This window comes from Neisseria sicca, assembly GCF_017753665.1.
GTDB lineage: Bacteria > Pseudomonadota > Gammaproteobacteria > Burkholderiales > Neisseriaceae > Neisseria > Neisseria flava.
On sequence record NZ_CP072524.1, the window covers coordinates 1,467,528 to 1,487,632 of the forward strand.

Sequence of the window (20,105 nt, forward strand, 5' to 3'; positions counted from 1 at the left end):
AATATGTTCTGCTTTCAAAACAAAGCAAGGATGGCGCCGGATAGTCCACGCCACACATCACTCTTTTCTCACTTTATGGAGTAATACCAGATGAAATTCTTATCTGCCGCTATTGTAGCCGTTCTGACTGCCGGTGTTTCCATGACTGCCGCTGCCGCTCCTGCTGGCTACGTTCCTTACAAATGCGACAACGGTAAAAAACTGAATGTCGTTTACGAATTTGACCGCAGTGGTAATGCAGTAGGCGCATCTGCAAATGCAGCAGGCAAACAAATCAGCCTGCGCGTTGACAAACGCCAATCAGACAGCACTGGTACAACCTTCACCAACAAACGCGGCTTCTCTATGTCTGCCGGTTACATCGACAAAAACACCCACACCACTTCCGAAGTTGTGGGCGTAACCGACTCACGCAACCGCTTCATCGTGAAAAACTGCGAACCTGTTAACATCGACCGCTAATAACGGAACGATTTGAGATTTAAAACAGGTCGTCTGAAATCTAAACAAGGTTTCAGACGACCTTGGATTCGGATTTCAAGTGCAACACTAGTGTATCAGTGGTTTGAACAGATTCAAGAATAAAACACTTGGCGTTTCGTAGCCAAGTGTTTTTCTTGGCCGGTGGTTCAACTCATCTTGAACCCTGCGTATCTCCCGATCGCTGATGTTTCGGAAATCGGTTTGCTTGGGGAAATATTGTCGGATGAGTCCGTTGGTGTTCTCATTCAGCCCTTTCTCCCAAGAATGGTAGGGGCGGCAAAAATAAGTCTCCGCTTTCAATGCTTTGGCTATTTTGGTGTGTTGGTAAAATTCTTTACCGTTGTCCATGGTGATGGTGTGGACTCTGGCTTTATGTGCCCTTAATACCCTAATGGCTGCCAGAGCAGTGTCTTCGGCTTTGAGGCTGTCCAATTTGCAGATGATGGTGTAGCGGGTAACGCGTTCGACCAAGGTCAGTAATGCGCTTTTCTGTCCTTTGCCGACGATGGTGTCGGCTTCCCAATCGCCGATGCGGGCTTTCTGGTCGACGATGGCGGGTCGGTTTTCTATGCCGACGCGGTTGGGCACTTTGCCTCTGGTCCATGTGCTGCCGTAGCGTTTGCGGTAGGGTTTGCTGCATATTCTGAGGTGTTGCCACAAGGTGCCGCCGTTGCTTTTGTCTTGGCGGAGGTAGCGGTAAATGGTGCTGTGGTGGAGTGTTATCCCGTGATGTTTGCGCAGGTAGGCGCATACTTGTTCGGGACTGAGTTTGCGGCGGATAAGGGTGTCGATGTGTTGAATCAGCTGCGAATCAAGCTTATAGGGCTTTCGCTTACGCTGTTTGATAGTCCGGCTCTGCTTCTGTGCTTTTTCGGCACTGTATTGCTGCCCTTGGGTGCGGTGCCGTCTGATTTCGCGGCTGATGGTGCTTTTGTGGCGGTTAAGCTGTTTGGCGATTTCTGTGACGGTGCAGTGGCGGGACAGGTATTGGATATGGTATCGTTCGTCTTGGGTCAGTTGTGTGTAGCTCATGGCAATCTTTCTTGCAGGAAAGGCCGTATGCTACCGCATACTGGCCTTTTTCTGTTAGGGAAAGTTGCACTTCAAATGCGAATCCGCCGACCTATTGTTTTATCTGTCCTTTTAAAATCTTTCAATCCGATTTCAGCTACTTATCCGGTCGTGTAAAATAGATATACCGCTGATGAATTCAGCACAGTCAGCGTATCGTCAAGCTAAGCCTTTTTGAGTTTTAAATTTTAATGAGGAAGCGCATTATTATCCTGCGACGGTAAAACTAAGATCAGCATGGCGCTCTTCATCGCTCAGCAGAGTATCAAAATATAGTGGATTAACTTTAAACCAGTACGGCGTTGCCTCGCCTTGCCGTACTATCTGTACTGTCTGCGGCTTCGTCGCCTTGTCCTGATTTAAATTTAATCCACTATAAAAAATTTCCTGAACGACAACCATACATAGCCGAAACCTTACTCCTTGGCTATACTCTTTCAGACGACCTCTCAATACCCGCATCATGGAACAACCCGATTTCTTCCCCATCCCCAGCCCCTGCATCGGCGTATGCGAAGCCAACGAAAAAGGCTATTGCAAAGGTTGCCTGCGCAGCCGCGAAGAAAGGCATTTTTGGCAGCAAATGACGGACGACCAAAAGCACCAAGTCATGCGCCTGCTGCATATGCGCAAAACCAAAATCCGCAACAAAAAACTTGATTTGCTGAGACAACAGGACGAATGGGAAGAAATACAGCAGGACAATTTGTTTGACGACAACTTTGTTCCGGAAACTTAAAACGAGAAAAAGTTTCTCCCTGTCCTTCGCAATAAAAGGTCGTCTGAAACTAGGCAGCAGATTTTGGTTTGCTTTTAGGTTTTCAGACGACCTTTCCCGCCTTAAAATACATCCCCTCAAATACAACTATACCCCGTCCGCACACCATGCCCGTCAAAATCCAAACCCGCCCCGTCAACCAAAACGTCCTCGATGATTTGCTCACCGCCGGCGCCGACCCTTTAATAGCCCGCCTGTGCGCCTCGCGCGATGTGCAGAGTCCCGCCGAATTGGACGACAAACTCGCCGGCCTTCTGCCTTATCAATCGCTGACGCATTGCGAAGCCGCTGCCCGCCGTCTGGCGGATGCCATCGAACGCAAGGAAAAAATCCTGATTGTCGCCGACTACGATGCCGACGGCGCGACCGCTTGCTCCGTCGGCATGAGCGGCTTGGCGGCGATGGGCGCGGCGGTGGATTTCCTCGTGCCCAACCGTTTCGAACACGGCTATGGCTTAACGCCCGAACTTACCGAAATCGCCGCCGCGCAAGGTGTGGATTTGCTGATTACGGTCGATAACGGCATCGCCAGCATCGCAGGCGTGGCGCGGGCGCAGGAATTGGGTTTGGACGTGATCGTAACCGACCACCACCTGCCCGCCGAAACCATACCCGACTGCATCATCGTCAATCCGAACCAAAAAGGCTGCGGCTTCCCCAGCAAAAGCTTGGCGGGCGTGGGCGTGATTTTTTATGTGTTAATGGCGTTGCGTGCCGAATTGCGCCGCCGCGATTATTTTTCAGACAACCTCAGAGAACCGAATCTGGGCGAACTTTTGGATTTGGTCGCACTCGGCACCGTCGCCGATGTCGTTCCCCTCGACCACAACAACCGTATCCTCGTGTCGCAAGGTTTAAAACGGATGCGCTCCGGCAAGATGCGTCCCGGCATCCGCGCCTTGTTTGAAGTGGCGCGGCGCGACTGGCGCAAAGCGCAGCCTTTCGATATGGGTTTCGCACTGGGTCCGCGCATTAATGCCGCCGGACGGCTCGATGATATGTCGGTCGGCATTGCCTGCCTGTTGGCGCGCGACGACGCAGAAGCGCAGGCATTGGCGGCGCAGTTGAACGACCTCAACATTGAACGCCGCGAAATCGAGCAGTCCATGTTGCAAGACGCGTTGAACGCCTTTCCCGAAAGTCTGCCTTCAGGTCAGACGACCCTGGTCGCCTACCGCGACGATTTTCATCAAGGCGTGGTCGGCATCGTCGCCAGCCGCCTCAAAGACCGCTTCTACCGCCCGACCATCGTATTCGCTCCGGCGGACAACGGCGAAGTGCGCGGATCGGGGCGTTCCATTCCCAACCTGCACCTGCGCGACGCTTTGGATTTGGTGTCCAAACGCCACCCTGATTTGATTTTGAAATTCGGCGGACACGCGATGGCGGCGGGCTTGAGCATACTCGAACACAACATTCCCGCGTTTCAGACGGCCTTTGAAGAAGCCGTGCGCGAAATGGTCTGCGAAGACGACTTATCGCAAACCTTCATCACCGACGGCAGCCTGAAAGCCTGCGACATCACGTTGGAACAGGCACAAAACCTCGCCCGCCATGTTTGGGGACAAGGCTTCGCGCCGCCGAGCTTTACCGACGAATTTCACGTCATCCGCCAGCAACCTTTGGGCGCGGAGGGCAAACATAAAAAAGTCTGGCTGCAAAAAGACGGCTACGAATTTGAAGCCATGTTTTGGCGGTGCAGCGAAGACATCCCCGAATACATCCGCACGGTTTACCGCCCTGTGGCAAACGAGTGGCGCAATCAGATGGAATTGCAGCTTTACATCGATTACTGGGAAGCAGCTTAAGGCTTGCGAAAGATAAAAGGTCGTCTGAAACCGAAGATCAGGTTTCAGACGACCTTTATGCTTTTGAAGCTTAGTTCGGCTTATTTTTTCAAAATATATTTGCGTACGGCGGCATTGTGTTCTTCCAGATTATGGCTGAACTGACTCAAGCCGGTACCGTCCATTTTGGAAACGAAATAAAGGTATTTTTCATTCGACGGATGTGCGGCAGCTTCAAGGGCGGCTTTGCTCGGCAAGGCGATGGGCGTCGGGGTTAAACCGCTGCGGGTGTAGGTGTTATACGGCGTATCGCGCTGGAGGTCGGCTTTGCGGATTTTGCCTTTATACGCGCTGCCCATACCGTAAATCACGGTCGGATCGGTTTGCAGGCGCATGCCGATGTTGAGGCGGTTGACGAATACGGAAGCAACATGGGCGCGGTCGTCTTCGTGGGCGGTTTCTTTTTCAATCAGGCTCGCCATAATCAGCATTTCATACGGATTTTTGTAGGGCAATCCGCTTTGGCGATCTTCCCAAGCGTCGTTCAGACGACGTTGCATGGTTTGATAAGCGGTTTGGTAGATTTGCAAATCGCTGCTGCCTGCGTCGATTTCGTAGCTGTCGGGGAAAAACTGGCCTTCCGGGTTGCTGCTGAGCGCGTCGGGGGCAATCGCCTGCATGAGTTCCGCATCGCTCCAGCCGCGTGTTTTATGTTCGATGTCGGGCGTGTTGTCGATGATTTTACGCATGGTGGCAAAACGCGAACCTTCGACGATTTGAACCGTAACGGCATCGGGTCTGCCGTTGCGGATTTTCTGTAAAATGCCCCAGGCGGAAATGTTGGAAGGGAGGCGGTACGAGCCGGCGTTGAGTTTGTTGTGTGCGCCTATCATGTAGGCGGCTGCGACCAAAACGTGGCGGTTGTAAACGATTCCGTCTTCGGCAAGCGTACGGCTGACGGAAGAGATGCCTTGGTTTTTTGCGATTTTGATACGGTATGCTTTGCCGTTGTCTTTGGGAACGAACAGCAAGGCGGCGAACACGGCGGCAACGGCAACAAAAAATACCGCAAACCATTTCAACATTTTTTTCAGCATGGTAGGATTTTTGATTTGTGAACGTCGGGCGACAGTATAACTGAAATGCGCGCCCTCTTCCTCGCGCACCCGCCCGACGTATGTTTTTTCCGCCTCAGTGGTCGTCTGAAACAAAGGGTCGTCTGAATATGAATCTTCCGTCCAAATACCAAGACATTGACTGGCAACAAGGCTGGTGGCAGCCTGCGCGCCGCGCGTTTTCGCCGAACTTCGAACCGCGGGCAGAATCAGAAGCCGTGTCGCTGGTGGTTTTACACAATATTTCGCTGCCGCCTTTCGAATATGGAACGGGCGCGGTGGAAAAGCTGTTTACCAACCGCATCAATCCCGACGAGCATCCGTTTTTCAGCGTCATCCACACCTTGCGCGTTTCCAGCCATTTTCTGATTACCCGCGACGGAGAGGCGGTGCAGTTCGTTTCCTGCGACGATATGGCGTACCACGCGGGCGTGTCGTCTTTTCGCGGACGTGAAAAATGCAATGCGTTTTCGGTCGGCATCGAATTGGAAGGCTGCGATTTCGAGACGTTTACCGAAGCACAATATCAAACTCTGGAAACTCTGCTGCAAGCCTTGGTCGGACACTACCCCATCACCGCCGTTACCGGTCATCAGGACATCGCCCCTGACCGCAAAACCGACCCCGGCCACTTTTTCGACTGGCAAAGATTGCAGGCGGCAGGTTTTCCTGTTGTCCGTTAATCGCTCAAAAATGCCATATAGCATTTTTCAGACGACCCGGTCCCATTTTGGGCTATCATTCGCGGCATTTGCTGTCAGAAAAGTTTATTTTCGTTATAATCGAGCATCCATACGGGACAATCCGTATCCGACTCCGACGAACTTACTCGCGGCAATACAATTCCGCATACTGCCCAAAGGCAAACCCGCCTAAAGGCAACGAAGACGGAATGCCGCTCTTACAAAAAAGTGATTACCCATGATTTTCATCGTCTTAGGCTTGGCAGTCATCCTTGCCGTCATCGCCTACAATATGTATCAAGAAAACCAATATCGCAAACAGGTGCGCGAACAGTTCGGTCACTCCGACAAAGACGCGCTCCTGAACAGTAAAACCAGCCATGTGCGCGACGGCAAAGAATCCGGCGGCAAAGGCCTGTTCGTCAAAAAAGCGAACAAAGCCCAAGAAGCCGCGCTGCGCAATCTGCAAGAACAAGACGAAATCTTCGCCGCCAAAGCCAAACTCGCCAAACCTTCCGCCATCAAAACCGATGTCGAGTTGGCGATTGAAGACGACTTTACCGACGAGCCGGTACAACATACCGTCATCGGTCTGAACAACGAAATCACCACCCAAACCGCCAGCGACGAGCCGGTCAACCTGCCGTCCGCCGCCAACCAGCCTTTGGTCAGCTTGGACGAATTGTCTCAAGTCGAGCTGCCGTGGTTTGACCCGCGCTTCGACTACCTCGCCTACATCGCCCTTTCCGAAGCGCAAGAGCTGCACGCCCTGCCCCGTCTGTCCAACCGCCACCGCTTCCAAATCATCGGCTGCACCATGGACGACCGCTTCCAAGTTGCCGAACCGATTCCGAGCGTGTATTACCAAGGTTTCGTCGTCGGTCTGCAAGCAGTCAGCCGCAACGGTTTGGCAACTCAAGAAGAATTGCAACAGTTCAACCAACAGGTTGACACCTTCGCCCAACTGATGGGCGGCAAAGTCCTCCACACCGATTTGGCGGCATTTACCGAAGTCGCGCAGGCATTGGATACCTTCTGTGCCCGCGTCGATCAAACCATTGCCATCCACTTGGTTTCACACAGCAACATCAGCGGTGTAGAACTCCGCGCTTCTGTTGAAAACCTCGGCTTTGTTTTGGGCGAAGACGGCGCATTCCACTACACCGGACAAACCGGCAGCCCGATGTTTGCCATCCACAGCCTCACAGGCGACGCGTTTACCAACGCCCTTTTGGACAACCAGTCCTACAAAGGCTTCAGCATGTTGCTCGACATCCCTCATGCGCCCGCCGGCGAAAAAACCTTCGACCTCTTCATGGACTTGGCGGTACGCCTCTCCGGTCAGTTGGGCTTGGATTTGGTCAACGACAAAATGGAAGAAGTTTCTACCCAATGGCTCAAAGACATTCGCAATTACGTCTTGGCGCGTCAGGAAGAAATGCTCAAAGTCGGCATCAAACCCAGCAGCAAACAAGCCTTGCGCCTGTTCTCCTAAAATCGAATCCAATCAAAGCGGATATGTCGTTACGGCATATCCGCTTTTTTTCGGGTAAAATTCAGCTGTTTTCAACCTATCATTTTTCAGACGACCTTTGCCCGTATCAGACAAAGGTCGTCTGAAAACCCTTCTCCATGAATCAAACCGCACAACACATCCGCCACCTCACCAACCTCCTCAACCGCTACGCCTACGAATACTACACTCTCGACGCGCCCAGCGTACCCGATGCCGAATACGACAAATTGTTCCGCGAACTCGAAGCGTTGGAACGAAACTATCCCGAGCTCAAACTGCCCGACAGCCCGACCCAGCGCGTCGGTGGTGAGCCTTTGGCGGGATTTGCTGAAGTGCGCCACGAAGTGCCGATGCTGTCGCTGACCAACGCCTTCTCCCCGCAAGATGAAAACGGCGTGTTCGACCATGCCGAAATGTACGCCTTCGACCAACGCGTGCGCGACGGCTTGGACGGCGGTAATCCCGAATACGTTATCGAACCCAAATTCGACGGCCTCGCCATCAGCCTGCTCTACCGCGACGGCGTATTGGTACAGGCAGCAACACGCGGCGACGGCACGACGGGCGAAGACGTGACCCAAAACGTCAAAACCGTCGCCAACATCCCCTTGCGGCTGCACGGCGAAAATACGCCCGAACTCATCGAAGTGCGCGGCGAAGTGCTGATGCTCAAAGCCGATTTCGCCGCCCTCAATAAAAGACAAGCCGAAAACGGGCAAAAACCCTTTGCCAATCCGCGCAACGCCGCCGCCGGCAGCCTGCGCCAACTCGATTCTCGTATTACCGCGCAGCGCAAACTGCACTTTTTCCCCTACTCCGTCGCCCGCCAGCAAGGCGGTTTCGTCGCGGAAGAACACATCCAAGAACTCGCCTATTTCCAAGAGCTCGGTTTCAGCCTGCCTAACGGCAATTTCGGCTGTTTCAAAAATATCGACGAAGTATTGGCGTTTTACGAACAAATGCAGCAAAAACGCCCTGAGCTGCCCTACGAAATCGACGGCATGGTCGTCAAAGTCAACAGCTTGGCGCAACAACGCGAACTCGGCTTCATCTCCCGCGCGCCGCGCTGGGCGATTGCCCACAAATTCCCCGCCGAAGAAGCCCTAACCATCGTTGAAGCCATCGATGTGCAAATCGGGCGCACCGGAGCCGTTACCCCCGTCGCCCGCCTGCAACCCGTATTCGTCGGCGGCGTAACCGTAACCAACGCCACCCTGCACAATCAGGACGAATTATCGCGCAAAGACGTGCGCGTCGGAGATACCGTCGTCGTGCGCCGCGCCGGAGATGTGATTCCCGAAGTCGTGCGCGTGATTTTCGAACGCCGCCCGATGCAGGAAACCGCCGTTGCCGTTTCAGACGACCTCAAGCATCAGCAAGACGACCTGTTTGCCGAAACACCGTCCGCAAACCAAACCCAATCCGTTCCGCTCCACAAGCCCTACCGCCTGCCGACCCATTGCCCCATCTGCCGCAGCGAAATCGAACGTGAAGAAGGCGAAGCCGTCGCCCGATGCAGCGGCGGCATGCTTTGTCAGGCACAACGCGCGCAAGGTTTAATCCACTTCGCCTCGCGCAAAGCCATGGACATCGACGGACTCGGTCAAAAACAAATCGAGCAGCTTGTCGCCCAAGACCTCGTCCGCCACTTCGCCGACCTCTACCGCCTCGACATCCCGACCTTGCAAAAAATGAAGGAAACGGCAGATAAAGGGTCGTCTGAAAACGAAAACGGCGACGCCGAAACGGTTTCAGACGACCTGTCTGAATCAAACACCCAAAACAGCAAAAAACAACCAACCAAGTGGGCGGAAAACATCCTCGCAGGCATAGAAGCCAGCAAAACGCCCGAACTCGCCCGCTTCCTGTTCGCGCTCGGCATCCGCCACGTCGGCGAACGCACCGCCAAAACGCTGGCGCAGGCATTCGGCTCATTGGAACACGTCCGCCGCGCACCCGAACCCATCCTCGCCTGCCTGCCCGACATCGGCACCGTCGTCGCCTGCTCCATCGCCCACTTCTTCGCCCAAGACGCGCAACAGGCGATGATAGACGAGCTGCTCGCCGCAGGCGTTGCCCCGCAAACCCAAGCCGTTACCATCCCGCCTGCCCGCCACGCCGAGCCGCAACGCTGGATTGCCCGCCTGCCCGGTTTCAAAATCAGCGAAAACAAAGCCCAAGCCTTATGGGAACTCGCCGGCAAAAGCATAGAGGGCCTGCAAACCGACAAAGCCCTCCCCGCCGACTGGCAAACATGGCGCAGCGAACCACAAAACGCCGCCCTGCTCGAAAACCTGAAAACTTTCTTCGCCCGAACGTCGTCTGAAAACCAAGAAGCAACGGTTTCAGACGACCTCAATGAAGCCGTAGCAGGCAAAACCTTCGTGTTAACCGGTACCCTGCCCACCCTCAAACGCGACCAAGCCCAAGCCTTGATCGAAGCCGCAGGCGGTAAAGTTTCCGGCAGCGTGTCCAAAAAAACCGACTACGTCGTCGCCGGAGAAGCCGCCGGCAGCAAGCTGGAAAAAGCCAATGCCTTGGGTGTCGCAGTATTGAGCGAAGAAGAACTTTTGGCGATGCTGGACTGAATACCCGCCAAACATATCGCAGATTAAACTAGGAAATCCTCACATCACAATTCCCCATACACAGAAACAACGGCATGGATATTGCTGATTCGAATTTATAAAATAAGGTCGTCTGAAAATTTTCAGACGACCTTTATGGGTGTAAATAAAAGGAAAAACTATGGACAAAGGGAATAAACCCAATCGCTTATTATGGATATTAGGCGGAATCGCTGTTGCAGCATTTATCTTTGTTTTAGAACGATATATCAACAATTTTAAAACATTCCCCATTGCTAACGACTCCGCCACATGGGGAACATTCGGCGACTATCTGGGCGGCACGCTGAACCCCGTCATCAGCTTCCTAGCCCTTATCGGCCTGCTCTACACCATTCATCAACAAGCGCAGGAAATGCAAGCAACGCGCGAAGAATTGAAACAGGCGGCAGAACAGCAACGCAAACAGGTAGAACAACAAAGCCGCCAATCAGAGATTTTTAATCTTCAACAATTTGAATCGACATTTTTTTCTTTGCTGGAGCAGCATAATAAGATTATTGAAAACCTTATTGAAGCAAAAATATCTGATCTAACAAATATTACCATTGATGAGAAATTTAATATTGATTGTTATGTAAAAGATAATATTCGCCAAAACCCCTTACCAAAACAATATTTTATCATATTATTTCAAATACTTAAATTTATATCGTTAAGTTTATCCAAAGATATAGAAGGAAAAACAGATAATAAGATCACTATAAATGATTTTTCTCACGATAATCAACAATCAAGGGAAAAACTTAGTAATCATTATATTAATCCACAAGAGAAAATATATAGCAACATTCTTCGCTCTTTTATTCCCAATGATATTTTGAAATTGCTTATTTTAAACTGCCTCAGTTTAGATAAAGACTCTAAAGAACATAATCTTAAAACGTTTTATAACTTCCAAGGGCTGCTAAACAGATACCAATTTTTAGAACATCTACATTTAACCATACCTACAATAAACAATTATTACGACAACTATGATTTTATATATTTTTATTTAATATTAACAAAGACTACCAATTGCATTAGAGAATCTTTAGGCAAAAGTAACCTATCTAATGAAATAACATCCTTTAACATATCAAAAGATAATTTTATTAAAGAAATAAACGAGGAAAAAAAACGTCTAGAAAGTGATATTCAGCATGAAAATGGATTTGATTCTCATCGAGCGCAGTTTAATCCTAACAGTTCTTCCTACACAAGCAATAATATTTTATATGAAAAATTAAAGATATTAGAGAAACATATACGTCTTTTACAGAATTAAAAAAACAATTCATTAAATTCTTTGCTTCATTCTTGATAAAGGTCGTCTGAAAATTTTCAGACGACCTTTATTCCATTATCACTACCAACCCATCTGTTCAATGCCATTATGAACTGATACCAACTGCACCACTCTTATCAATATCCCCGTCTTTACCCACAACGGTCAATATCATGCTGACTTATACCCACAGCGTCCGGCTGGACGCGCCGCTCGAACCGATATTCCGCTACTGCACTTCCCGCCACGGATTTGCCCGTCAGTTTCCGTTTGACGTGCAATGGCTGTCGGAAAAGGAATACTGGGCGCGTGGAGATATTTTGGATTTCAAATACAGAGTATGAGACCTTTGCAATAACATAGGTTACTAAAATTTTATGCTCAATCTCATTTTCAAAATTCAAAACCTTTCTGATTTTTCCTACTTTTTGCTCAATATTAGGAAGGTTTTAGTCAATTGAAATTTTTTTGGCGCATTTTTATGCGTCAAATTTCGTTAACAGACTATTTTTGCAAAGGTCTCAGTATGCGGGATTTGGTTGCGGCATCGTGCCGAAATCATTTCGCTTGAGCCGAACCAATCGTTTACCGACTTAATGTTAAAAGGGATTTACCGCGCCTTCCGCCATACGCATGAATTCAAATCTTCCGGAGGACGTACCTGTGTGACGGATACGGTGGAATTTACTTTCGGGCTGGGAAAAACGGTTGACCGGCTAATCGGATTACCAACCTTGCGTCGGACATTTGAAAAACGCCACCGTTTATTGAAAGAATGGGCTGCCCAATGGGCTGATTATGCTGAAGATGCTACAAGTTAAAGGCATGGAAAAAGTCGTCTGAAATTTTTTCAGACGACTTTGAGTTTTGTTTAAAAATAGTCTCGGTATCAATCAGATGGCGTGCGAACAGCCGGATACCATTTTTTTGAGGGTTTGCGAGTCGAGGATTTTGATGTGTTTGTGTTCGACCGAAATCAAGCCTTCGTGATGGAACTTAGACAGCGTGCGACTGACGGTTTCCAGTTTCAATCCCAAATAGCTGCCGATTTCTTCGCGCGACATTCTCAGGATGAAATCGTTGGCGGCAAATCCGCGCGAATAAAGGCGTTGGGACAAATTAAGCAAAAACGCCGCCAGGCGTTCTTCGGCGCGCATATTGCCCAAAAGCAGCATCACGCCTTGGTCGCGCACTATTTCGCGGCTCATCAACCGGAAAAAATGGCTTCTCAGGCTGGGGATATTGTGTCCCAGCTCTTCGATGTGGGTGAAGGGCAGCTCACACACTTCGCTGTCTTCCAAAGCCACTGCGTCGCAGCTGTGGATATGGGAACAAATGCCGTCCATACCGATGAGTTCGCCGGACATAAAAAAACCGGTAACCTGATCGCGGCCGTCCTGGCTGGCAACCGTGGTTTTGAAAAAACCGGCACGGATGGCAAACAGCGACGCGAAAGGCTCACCGGTGCGGAACAGATATTCACCCTTCTTCAAGCGGCGGCTCTGTCGGATGACCGCGTCCAATTGTGCAAACTCATTGGGCAAAAGCCCGACAGGCAGGCAGAGTTCACGCAGCGAACAGGAAGAACACAGGGTTTTCATCTGATGCATAGCATTGTGTGTGGTCATAAAACACCCTTAAAATTAAGGTTTTTATCCGGTCCCGATTGAGTAAGTTATTGACACATATCAAGACAGGTTTATCATACTGTGGCATTCTACCAAACTATCTGAAGATTGACTAACATCATTACTCTAAAACTACGCACACGCCATGAAAGTAATACCAATACAAAATAATCACAATAGAAACAATGACAAGCCTGAGTTTGACCGCGAACTCATCTCCACTCTTCCTTCCAGTGGTCCGCGCTATACTTCCTACCCCACAGCCGACCGTTTTCATGACGGATTTCGCGAAGCAGAATATATCAATGCCTTGAATCAGCGCAGTATGGGGGCTTTGAACAAGCCCCTTTCGCTTTATATCCATATCCCCTTCTGCAATACCATCTGCTACTACTGCGGCTGCAATAAAATCATCACCAAAGACAAAAGCCGTGCCGATGCCTATATCGAATATCTCGAAAAAGAAATGGAGCTGCTTGCCCCGCATCTGGGCGGACGGCATCAGCTCGCACAACTGCACTTCGGCGGCGGTACGCCGACCTTTTTGAGCGACGACCAAATCGAACGCGTATTCCGCATGATCCGCAAACATTTCCAACTTATCCCCGGCGGCGAATACTCCATCGAAATCGACCCGCGCAAAGTCAGCCGCGATACCGTACTCATGCTCGGCAAACTCGGCTTCAACCGCATGAGCGTCGGCATCCAAGATTTCGATCCGAAAGTACAGGCCGCCGTCAACCGCATCCAAAGCTACGAAGAAACCAAAGAAGTCATTGATGCCGCCCGCGAAGCAGGGTTCAAATCCGTCAGCGTCGATTTGATTTACGGTCTGCCGCACCAAACCGCCGAAAGCATCAAAACCACCATCGACACCGTATTGTCGCTCGACCCCGACCGCCTCGCCCTCTACCACTACGCCCACCTGCCGCATATTTTCAAACCGCAACGCCGCATCGACACCGACGCCGTCCCCGGCAGCGAAGAAAAGTTGGACATGCTGCAATACTGCGTCCAAACCCTGACCCGCCGCGGCTATGTCTTCATCGGTATGGACCACTTCGCCAAACCCGATGACGAACTCTCCATCGCCCTTAAAGAAGGCTTCCTCCAGCGCAACTTCCAAGGTTACTCAACCTATGCGGACTGCGATTTGGTCGCCATCGGCGTGTCTTCCATCGGTAAAATCGGCAGCACTTATTCCCAAAACGAACGCGACATCGACGCCTACTACGCCGCACTCGATGCAGGACACCTGCCCATCATGCGCGGCTACCAGCTCAATCAGGACGACCTCTTGCGCCGCAATATCATCCAAGATTTGATGTGCCGCTTCGCCTTGGATTACCAAATCTACGAAAGCGTGTTCGGTATTCCGTTCAACCTCTATTTCAAAGACGAACTTGCCGACTTGGAACAACTCGCCTCCCTCGGACTCGTCCGCTTGAAACCGCACGGGCTGGCCGTTACCCCTAAAGGCCGCTTCCTGATACGAAACATCGCCATGGTCTTTGACTACCATCTGCGCCATAGGGAAACCAAAGCCCAATATTCGCAAACGGTATAAACAGGAATAGTAAAGGTCGTCTGAAAATTTTCAGACGACCTTTGCCCTTTGTTCTACTTTGTTAAGAAACGCTAATGAACGAACAAACCAAACAGGCCGCTCAAACTATAGGTCGTCTGAAACGAAAAGCCAGCGATGAAGAACGACTTCAAGGTTGGCGCGAAACCTGCGCCGAACAAGGGTTAAGCGGCGAATTTATCCTGACTGCGAAGCTCAACGGCGCGGCTTATACCGAGGAAGAAGCACGCATGGTGGCGGAGCTTTTCGGCAAATAAGCTGACAATTTATTATTTTAAAATTACAAATCATATCAAAACTTGACAAAGTTACCGATTTTGATTATAGTCATATCTGAGTTAACATTGCCGATTTGACACAGCTTGCGGGCATAAACAGCTAAAGCGTATTTTCATTTTCTGCTGTTTTTATTCCTTTCTTTATATCCAAGCCCGTTGTGTACAGCATCGGGCTTCTTTTTTTTCCGGAAGTATCAGGAAGTATTTATGATTATTTTGGACAACGTTTCCAAACATTACCAAACGCGCGACAAAACCCGTTTTGCCGCCGTCGAGCCGACCAGCCTCGAAATCCAAGACGGCGAAATCTTCGGTCTGATGGGCTATTCCGGCGCGGGCAAATCCACCCTGTTGCGCCTGATTAACCTGTTGGAACGTCCCGACAGCGGCAAGGTCAATGTGTGCGGACAAGAGCTGACCGCGCTTGATGCCGCCGCATTACGTCAGGCGCGGCAGAATATCGGCATGGTGTTTCAGCAGTTTAATCTTTTGAGCAACCGCACCGTCGCCGACAATGTTGCCTTTCCTTTGGAAATCGCCGGATGGCCGTCTGAAAAAATCAAAGAACGCGTTAAAGAATGCCTTGAAATCGTCGGTCTGACCGAACGCGCCGACCACTACCCCGCCCAGCTTTCCGGCGGTCAGAAACAGCGCGTCGGCATCGCCCGCGCGCTCGCGCCCAAACCCCAAGTCATCCTCGCCGACGAACCCACTTCCGCCCTCGACCCCGCTACCACGCGCAGCGTCTTGGAATGTTTGGAAGACATCAACAAGCGCTTCAACGTCACCATCGTCATCGTAACCCACGAAATGAGCGTCATCCGCCGCTTGTGCGACCGCGCTGCCCTTTTGGATAAAGGAAAAGTGGTGGAAATCGTCGAAGTACGCGGCAACCAAATCCACGCCCAATCCGAAATCGGGCGCGAACTGATTCGGGAGGACTGATATGGCAGACTTAACATTCGAACAAGCCGTTTCCACCATCGTCGGCATGAAAGACGAAATCGTCCGCGCCTTGGGCGAAACCTTCGTCATGGTCGGGCTGTCCACCACGTTTGCCGTCATCTTCGGCACCCTGCTGGGCGTATTGCTTTTCGTGACTTCCAGCCGCCAGCTGCATTACAACAAGCCGGTAAATTTCCTGCTCGACAACTTAGTCAACCTGATGCGCGCCTTCCCCTTCGTCATCCTGATGATTGCCATGATACCCGCCACCCGCGCCATTGTCGGCAGCACCATTGGTCCGATTGCCGCCTCGCTGGTATTGAGCGTGTCCGGCCTGTTTTACTTCGCCCGACTGGTGGAACAAAACCTGCGCGAAGTCCCCAAAGGTGTGATTGAAGCCGCCACCGCCATGGGAGCATCGCCGCTTGCCATCGTCCGTAAAGTCCTCTTGAACGAAGCGCGCGCGGGCATGGTTTCCAGCATCACCGTCCTCGCCATCGGTCTGCTCTCATACAGCGCGGCGGCAGGCATGATAGGCGGCGGCGGCTTGGGCGACCTCGCCATCCGCTACGGCTACTACCGCTACCAAACCGAAGTCATCATCTTCATCGTCGCCATCCTCGTGCTGCTCGTTATCCTGATTCAAAGCATCGGCAACGCGTTGGCGCGGAAATTGGACAAACGTTAAACCATCAAAAGGTCGTCTGAAAAGTTTTCAGACGACCTTTTCAGTCATATCCTTTTGAATTTCCAACCAAACCCATTATAATAACGCCTCCTCACGCCGTCGCGGACGACTCCCGACGGCATTTGTTATGGAAGAATTATGAAGCCGTCTATCTTAGAAAAACTACAACAACTCAGCGACCGACTGGAAGAAGTAACCCACCTTCTCGGACAGCCTGAAGCCACGTCCGATATGGACAACTACCGCAAGCTCACGCGCGAACATGCCGAATTGACGCCTGTCGTCGAAGTGTTCCAAAACTATCAACTGGCGCAAAGCGACTTGGCGGATGCCGAAGAAATGCTGTCCGACCCCGAAATGAAAGACTTTGCCGCCGAAGAAATCGAAGCGGCGAAAGCCAAAATCGACATGCTCGATACCGAACTGCAAAAACTGCTGCTACCCAAAGATGCCGACGACGACAAAAACATCTTCATCGAAGTGCGCGCCGGAACGGGCGGCGACGAAGCCGCGCTGTTTGCAGGCGATTTGCTGCGCATGTACAGCCGCTACGCCGAACGCAACCGCTGGCAGGTCGAAATCGTTTCTGCCAACGAAAGCGAGTTGGGCGGCTATAAAGAAGTCATCGCACGCATCGTCGGTTTGGGTGCGTACAGTCGTCTGAAATTTGAATCGGGCGGCCACCGCGTGCAGCGCGTCCCCGCCACCGAAAGCCAAGGCCGTATCCACACTTCCGCCTGCACCGTCGCCGTCATGCCTGAAGCGGACGAACTGGAAGACATCGAGTTGAACCCCGCCGACCTGCGCATCGACACCTTCCGTGCATCCGGCGCGGGCGGTCAGCACATCAACAAAACCGACTCCGCCGTCCGCATCACCCACCTGCCCACCGGCATGGTGGTCGAGTGCCAAGACGGCCGCAGCCAACACGCAAACAAGGCGCAGGCAATGAAAGTCCTCGCCGCCCGCCTGAACGATGCACAAAAACGTGAAGCCCAAGCCAAAGAAGCCGCCGAACGCAAATCCCTTATCGGCAGCGGCGACCGCAGCGAGCGCATCCGCACCTACAACTACCCCCAAGGCCGCGTGACCGACCACCGCATCAACCTCACCCTGCACAAGCTGGATTTTGTGATGGACGGCGACTTGGAAGAAATTACTAATGCCCTGATTGCCGAACATCAGGCAGAGCTACTGGCGGCAATGGGTGATTAATGGGACGGTTGATGCTTGGTTTCAGAGTGTGAAGGCAGGCTTGATGGCAAGAAAACAAGTTCTGCCAAAACGTAAATCAAGCCTCAGCCGTCACCCGCCGTCATTTTCGTAATCATAAAAATCCTATGCGGAAATGACGGCACGCCTGAAACGCCTGCCCTACACCCTCACACACAAACTCAGCCAAACCGACTTCCACTCAATTCCCCCCGCTTCATTTTTCAGACGACCCATCCCAACCCATGAACACCCCGCTCACCCGCCGCCGTTTTTTCGCCATCGCCGCCCTAACCGCCGCCGGAGCGGCCGCGCCCTTCCTCCTGAACCGCAACCGCCCTGCCCCGTTACCAGCCACCGGCGAACCCGTTATCTGGAAAGGCATTGCGCTGGGTTCCGGTGCCGAACTCCGCCTCTTCGGTGTTGACCGCAAAGAAGCTGAAATCCTGGTCAACAAAGTTCTCGCCGAAGTCGCCCGCCTCGAAAAAATCTTCAGCCTCTACCGCGAAGACAGCCTGATCAACCGACTGAACAAAGAAGGTCGTCTGAACAACCCGCCGCCCGATTTCCTCGCCCTGTTGAGCATCTGCCGCGACATCCACGCCTTAACAGACGGCGCATTCGATCCTACCGTCCAAGTGTTGTGGAACCTTTACGCAGACCATTTCCGCCGCAACCCGCGTGCCGAAACCGCTCCGTCCGAATCGGACATCCTGCGCACCCTCAAACTCGTCGGCTTCAAACACGTCGTCTTCGACCAAAAAGCCATCCTCTTCGAACAAAAAGGCATGGGCTTATCCCTCAACGGCATCGCCCAAGGCTACATCACCGACAAAATCACCGCCCTGCTGCAACAACACGGCATCCGCCAGGCCCTCGTCGATATGGGCGAAATCCGCGGCTTCGACACCGACAACCAACGCACATGGAACGTCGGCATCCGCAATCCCCAAAACGAAGAATCCACCCTCCTGACCCTCCCCATGCAAAACCAAGCCTTCGCCACCTCAGGCGGCTACGGTACCGTAATGGACGAGGCCGGCAAGTTCACCCACCTCTTCGACCCGCGCACCGGCACTGCCACACCGCGCTACCGCAGCGTCAGCGTCATGGCGCCAACCGCTGCCGTTGCCGATGCCTTCTCCACCGCGTTCTCCATCATGGATGAAGCCGCCATCCGCACCGCCGCACGCTCCAAACAGGCAAAAGTCTGGCTGGTCATGCCCGACAACCGCATCGAAACCCTAGCCTGAACGTGGTATTTGGCAAAAAAGCAGTTTCTCCCGAATACAACAAAACTTAAAAGTAAAAAGGTCGTCTGAAAACCTCGAACCAAGATTTTCAGACGACCTTTGCCATTTCAGGACAGGGCGGATTCGCATTTGAAGTGCAACTTTCCCTAACAGAAAAAGGCCAGTATGCGGTAGCATACGGCCTTTCCTGCAAGAAAGATTGCCATGAGCTACACACAACTGACCCAAGACGAACGATACCATATCCAATACCTGTCCCGCCACTGCACCATCGCCGAAATCGCCAAACAGCTCAACCGCCACAAAAGCACCATCAGCCGCGAAATCAAGCGGCACTGCATCCAAGGACAGCAATACAGCGCCGAAAAAGCACAGAAGCAAAGCCGGCTGACCAAACAGCACCGGCGAAAACCCTATAAACTCGATTCGCAGCTGGTTCAACACATCGACACCCTTATCCGCCGCAAACTCAGTCCCGAACAAGTATGCGCCTACCTGCATAAACACCACGGGATCACACTCCATCACAGCACCGTTTACCGCTACCTTCGCCAAGACAAAAGCAACGGCGGCACTTTGTGGCAACATCTCAGAATATGCAGCAAACCCTACCGCAAACGCTACGGCAGCACATGGACCAGAGGCAAAGTGCCCGACCGCGTCGGCATAGAAAACCGACCTGCTATCGTCGACCAGAAAACCCGCATCGGCGATTGGGAGGCCGACACCATCGTCGGCAAAAATCAGAAAAGCGCGTTATTGACCTTGGTCGAACGCACTACCCGCTACACCATCATCTGCAAATTGGATAACTTAAAGGCCGAAGACACTGCCCGGGCGGCCATTAGGGTATTAAAGGCATATAAAGCCAGAGTCCACACCATTACCATGGATAACGGTAAAGAATTTTACCAACACACCAAAATAGCCGAAGCATTGAAGGCGAAAACCTATTTTTGCCGCCCCTACCATTCTTGGGAGAAAGGGCTGAATGAGAACACCAACGGACTCATCCGCCAATATTTCCCCAAACAAACCGATTTCCGAAACATCAGCGATCGGGAGATACGCAGGGTTCAAGATGAGTTGAACCACCGGCCAAGAAAAACACTTGGCTACGAAACGCCAAGTGTTTTATTCTTGAATCTGTTCAAACCACTGATACACTAGTGTTGCACTTGAAATC

At 51.8% G+C, this 20,105-nt stretch carries 19 protein-coding genes and 1 pseudogene; 16 read left to right on the top strand and 4 right to left on the bottom strand.

Annotated elements, in window-relative coordinates; all coding sequences use genetic code 11:
- Positions 1–90: 90 nt before the first annotated feature.
- Positions 91–462 carry an ACP-like domain-containing protein gene (locus J7445_RS06915; RefSeq protein ID WP_003740987.1) on the top strand — a complete coding sequence of 124 codons (372 nt, stop codon included), beginning with the start codon at positions 91–93 and terminating at the stop codon, positions 460–462.
- An 87-nt stretch (positions 463–549) separates the two neighbouring features.
- Here J7445_RS06915 and J7445_RS06920 read toward each other — a convergent pair whose 3' ends face one another.
- Together J7445_RS06920 and J7445_RS12545 are read right to left on the bottom strand one after the other, a co-directional pair.
- Positions 550–1,515 carry an IS30 family transposase gene (locus J7445_RS06920; protein WP_209282829.1) on the bottom strand — a complete coding sequence of 322 codons (966 nt, stop codon included), beginning with the start codon at positions 1,513–1,515 and terminating at the stop codon, positions 550–552.
- Between the two features lie 309 nt (positions 1,516–1,824).
- Positions 1,825–1,932 (bottom strand): annotated as a pseudogene (locus J7445_RS12545) (IS5/IS1182 family transposase); the annotation flags it as partial.
- 85 nt (positions 1,933–2,017) lie between these two features.
- On the opposite strand from J7445_RS12545, the gene J7445_RS06925 reads away from it, so the two are divergent.
- Both J7445_RS06925 and recJ read left to right on the top strand, forming a co-directional pair.
- Positions 2,018–2,293: a DUF1289 domain-containing protein gene (locus J7445_RS06925; protein WP_101810438.1), complete on the top strand. Its 276-nt coding sequence runs from the start codon at positions 2,018–2,020 to the stop codon at positions 2,291–2,293.
- 146 nt (positions 2,294–2,439) lie between these two features.
- A complete protein-coding gene (recJ, locus tag J7445_RS06930; RefSeq protein WP_209283362.1) occupies positions 2,440–4,140 on the top strand; it encodes a single-stranded-DNA-specific exonuclease RecJ in 1,701 nt (566 codons plus the stop codon).
- A gap of 80 nt (positions 4,141–4,220) precedes the next feature.
- Here the strand turns inward: recJ and mltG are convergent, their stop codons facing one another.
- Positions 4,221–5,216, bottom strand: coding sequence for an endolytic transglycosylase MltG (mltG, locus tag J7445_RS06935; RefSeq protein ID WP_209282830.1), 996 nt, complete (start codon positions 5,214–5,216; stop codon positions 4,221–4,223).
- A gap of 128 nt (positions 5,217–5,344) precedes the next feature.
- On the opposite strand from mltG, the gene ampD reads away from it, so the two are divergent.
- The 6 genes from ampD to J7445_RS06965 all read left to right on the top strand — a co-directional run bounded on the left by ampD (position 5,345) and on the right by J7445_RS06965 (position 12,151).
- Positions 5,345–5,917: a 1,6-anhydro-N-acetylmuramyl-L-alanine amidase AmpD gene (gene ampD, locus J7445_RS06940; protein ID WP_209283363.1), complete on the top strand. Its 573-nt coding sequence runs from the start codon at positions 5,345–5,347 to the stop codon at positions 5,915–5,917.
- A gap of 238 nt (positions 5,918–6,155) precedes the next feature.
- Positions 6,156–7,412, top strand: a complete 1,257-nt coding sequence (locus J7445_RS06945; RefSeq protein WP_209282831.1) for a cell division protein ZipA C-terminal FtsZ-binding domain-containing protein — start codon at positions 6,156–6,158, stop codon at positions 7,410–7,412.
- Between the two features lie 137 nt (positions 7,413–7,549).
- A complete protein-coding gene (gene ligA, locus J7445_RS06950; protein WP_209282832.1) occupies positions 7,550–10,021 on the top strand; it encodes an NAD-dependent DNA ligase LigA in 2,472 nt (823 codons plus the stop codon).
- Positions 10,022–10,181: 160 nt separating this feature from the next.
- Entirely contained in the window at positions 10,182–11,330 is a 1,149-nt protein-coding gene (locus J7445_RS06955) for a putative phage abortive infection protein (protein WP_209282833.1), read from the top strand.
- A gap of 173 nt (positions 11,331–11,503) precedes the next feature.
- Positions 11,504–11,674, top strand: a complete 171-nt coding sequence (locus J7445_RS06960; protein ID WP_244969460.1) for a hypothetical protein — start codon at positions 11,504–11,506, stop codon at positions 11,672–11,674.
- Between the two features lie 195 nt (positions 11,675–11,869).
- Entirely contained in the window at positions 11,870–12,151 is a 282-nt protein-coding gene (locus J7445_RS06965) for an SRPBCC family protein (protein ID WP_244969461.1), read from the top strand.
- A 72-nt stretch (positions 12,152–12,223) separates the two neighbouring features.
- Here the strand turns inward: J7445_RS06965 and fnr are convergent, their stop codons facing one another.
- A complete protein-coding gene (fnr, locus tag J7445_RS06970; protein WP_209282834.1) occupies positions 12,224–12,958 on the bottom strand; it encodes a fumarate/nitrate reduction transcriptional regulator Fnr in 735 nt (244 codons plus the stop codon).
- 145 nt (positions 12,959–13,103) lie between these two features.
- Here fnr and hemN point away from each other — a divergent pair, with 145 nt between their 5' ends.
- From hemN to J7445_RS07005, 7 genes are all read left to right on the top strand, one after another.
- Positions 13,104–14,525 (top strand): oxygen-independent coproporphyrinogen III oxidase, encoded by a 1,422-nt coding sequence (gene hemN / locus J7445_RS06975; RefSeq protein WP_209282835.1) that lies wholly within the window; start codon positions 13,104–13,106, stop codon positions 14,523–14,525.
- Between the two features lie 74 nt (positions 14,526–14,599).
- Entirely contained in the window at positions 14,600–14,800 is a 201-nt protein-coding gene (locus J7445_RS06980; RefSeq protein ID WP_019270508.1) for a hypothetical protein, read from the top strand.
- Positions 14,801–15,028: 228 nt separating this feature from the next.
- Positions 15,029–15,766 carry a methionine ABC transporter ATP-binding protein gene (locus J7445_RS06985; protein ID WP_049254510.1) on the top strand — a complete coding sequence of 246 codons (738 nt, stop codon included), beginning with the start codon at positions 15,029–15,031 and terminating at the stop codon, positions 15,764–15,766.
- Between the two features lies 1 nt (position 15,767).
- Positions 15,768–16,454 (top strand): methionine ABC transporter permease, encoded by a 687-nt coding sequence (locus tag J7445_RS06990; RefSeq protein WP_209282836.1) that lies wholly within the window; start codon positions 15,768–15,770, stop codon positions 16,452–16,454.
- A 138-nt stretch (positions 16,455–16,592) separates the two neighbouring features.
- A complete protein-coding gene (gene prfA / locus J7445_RS06995; RefSeq protein ID WP_209282837.1) occupies positions 16,593–17,669 on the top strand; it encodes a peptide chain release factor 1 in 1,077 nt (358 codons plus the stop codon).
- A 242-nt stretch (positions 17,670–17,911) separates the two neighbouring features.
- A complete protein-coding gene (locus tag J7445_RS07000) occupies positions 17,912–18,919 on the top strand; it encodes an FAD:protein FMN transferase (protein ID WP_209282838.1) in 1,008 nt (335 codons plus the stop codon).
- Positions 18,920–19,123: 204 nt separating this feature from the next.
- The gene (locus J7445_RS07005; RefSeq protein ID WP_209282839.1) at positions 19,124–20,089 is read left to right on the top strand and encodes an IS30 family transposase; all 966 of its coding nucleotides are present in this window, start codon (positions 19,124–19,126) and stop codon (positions 20,087–20,089) included.
- Positions 20,090–20,105: the final 16 nt, after the last annotated feature.

Bases quoted from the DNA above. Each gene is read 5' to 3' on its own strand.
- J7445_RS06915 (WP_003740987.1), top strand. From the start codon at position 91: ATGAAATTCTTATCTGCCGCTATTGTAGCCGTTCTGACTGCCGGTGTT.
- J7445_RS06920 (WP_209282829.1), bottom strand. From the start codon at position 1,515: ATGAGCTACACACAACTGACCCAAGACGAACGATACCATATCCAATAC.
- J7445_RS06925 (WP_101810438.1), top strand. From the start codon at position 2,018: ATGGAACAACCCGATTTCTTCCCCATCCCCAGCCCCTGCATCGGCGTA.
- recJ (WP_209283362.1), top strand. From the start codon at position 2,440: ATGCCCGTCAAAATCCAAACCCGCCCCGTCAACCAAAACGTCCTCGAT.
- mltG (WP_209282830.1), bottom strand. From the start codon at position 5,216: ATGCTGAAAAAAATGTTGAAATGGTTTGCGGTATTTTTTGTTGCCGTT.
- ampD (WP_209283363.1), top strand. From the start codon at position 5,345: ATGAATCTTCCGTCCAAATACCAAGACATTGACTGGCAACAAGGCTGG.
- J7445_RS06945 (WP_209282831.1), top strand. From the start codon at position 6,156: ATGATTTTCATCGTCTTAGGCTTGGCAGTCATCCTTGCCGTCATCGCC.
- ligA (WP_209282832.1), top strand. From the start codon at position 7,550: ATGAATCAAACCGCACAACACATCCGCCACCTCACCAACCTCCTCAAC.
- J7445_RS06955 (WP_209282833.1), top strand. From the start codon at position 10,182: ATGGACAAAGGGAATAAACCCAATCGCTTATTATGGATATTAGGCGGA.
- J7445_RS06960 (WP_244969460.1), top strand. From the start codon at position 11,504: ATGCTGACTTATACCCACAGCGTCCGGCTGGACGCGCCGCTCGAACCG.
- fnr (WP_209282834.1), bottom strand. From the start codon at position 12,958: ATGACCACACACAATGCTATGCATCAGATGAAAACCCTGTGTTCTTCC.
- hemN (WP_209282835.1), top strand. From the start codon at position 13,104: ATGAAAGTAATACCAATACAAAATAATCACAATAGAAACAATGACAAG.
- J7445_RS06980 (WP_019270508.1), top strand. From the start codon at position 14,600: ATGAACGAACAAACCAAACAGGCCGCTCAAACTATAGGTCGTCTGAAA.
- J7445_RS06985 (WP_049254510.1), top strand. From the start codon at position 15,029: ATGATTATTTTGGACAACGTTTCCAAACATTACCAAACGCGCGACAAA.
- J7445_RS06990 (WP_209282836.1), top strand. From the start codon at position 15,768: ATGGCAGACTTAACATTCGAACAAGCCGTTTCCACCATCGTCGGCATG.
- prfA (WP_209282837.1), top strand. From the start codon at position 16,593: ATGAAGCCGTCTATCTTAGAAAAACTACAACAACTCAGCGACCGACTG.
- J7445_RS07000 (WP_209282838.1), top strand. From the start codon at position 17,912: ATGAACACCCCGCTCACCCGCCGCCGTTTTTTCGCCATCGCCGCCCTA.
- J7445_RS07005 (WP_209282839.1), top strand. From the start codon at position 19,124: ATGAGCTACACACAACTGACCCAAGACGAACGATACCATATCCAATAC.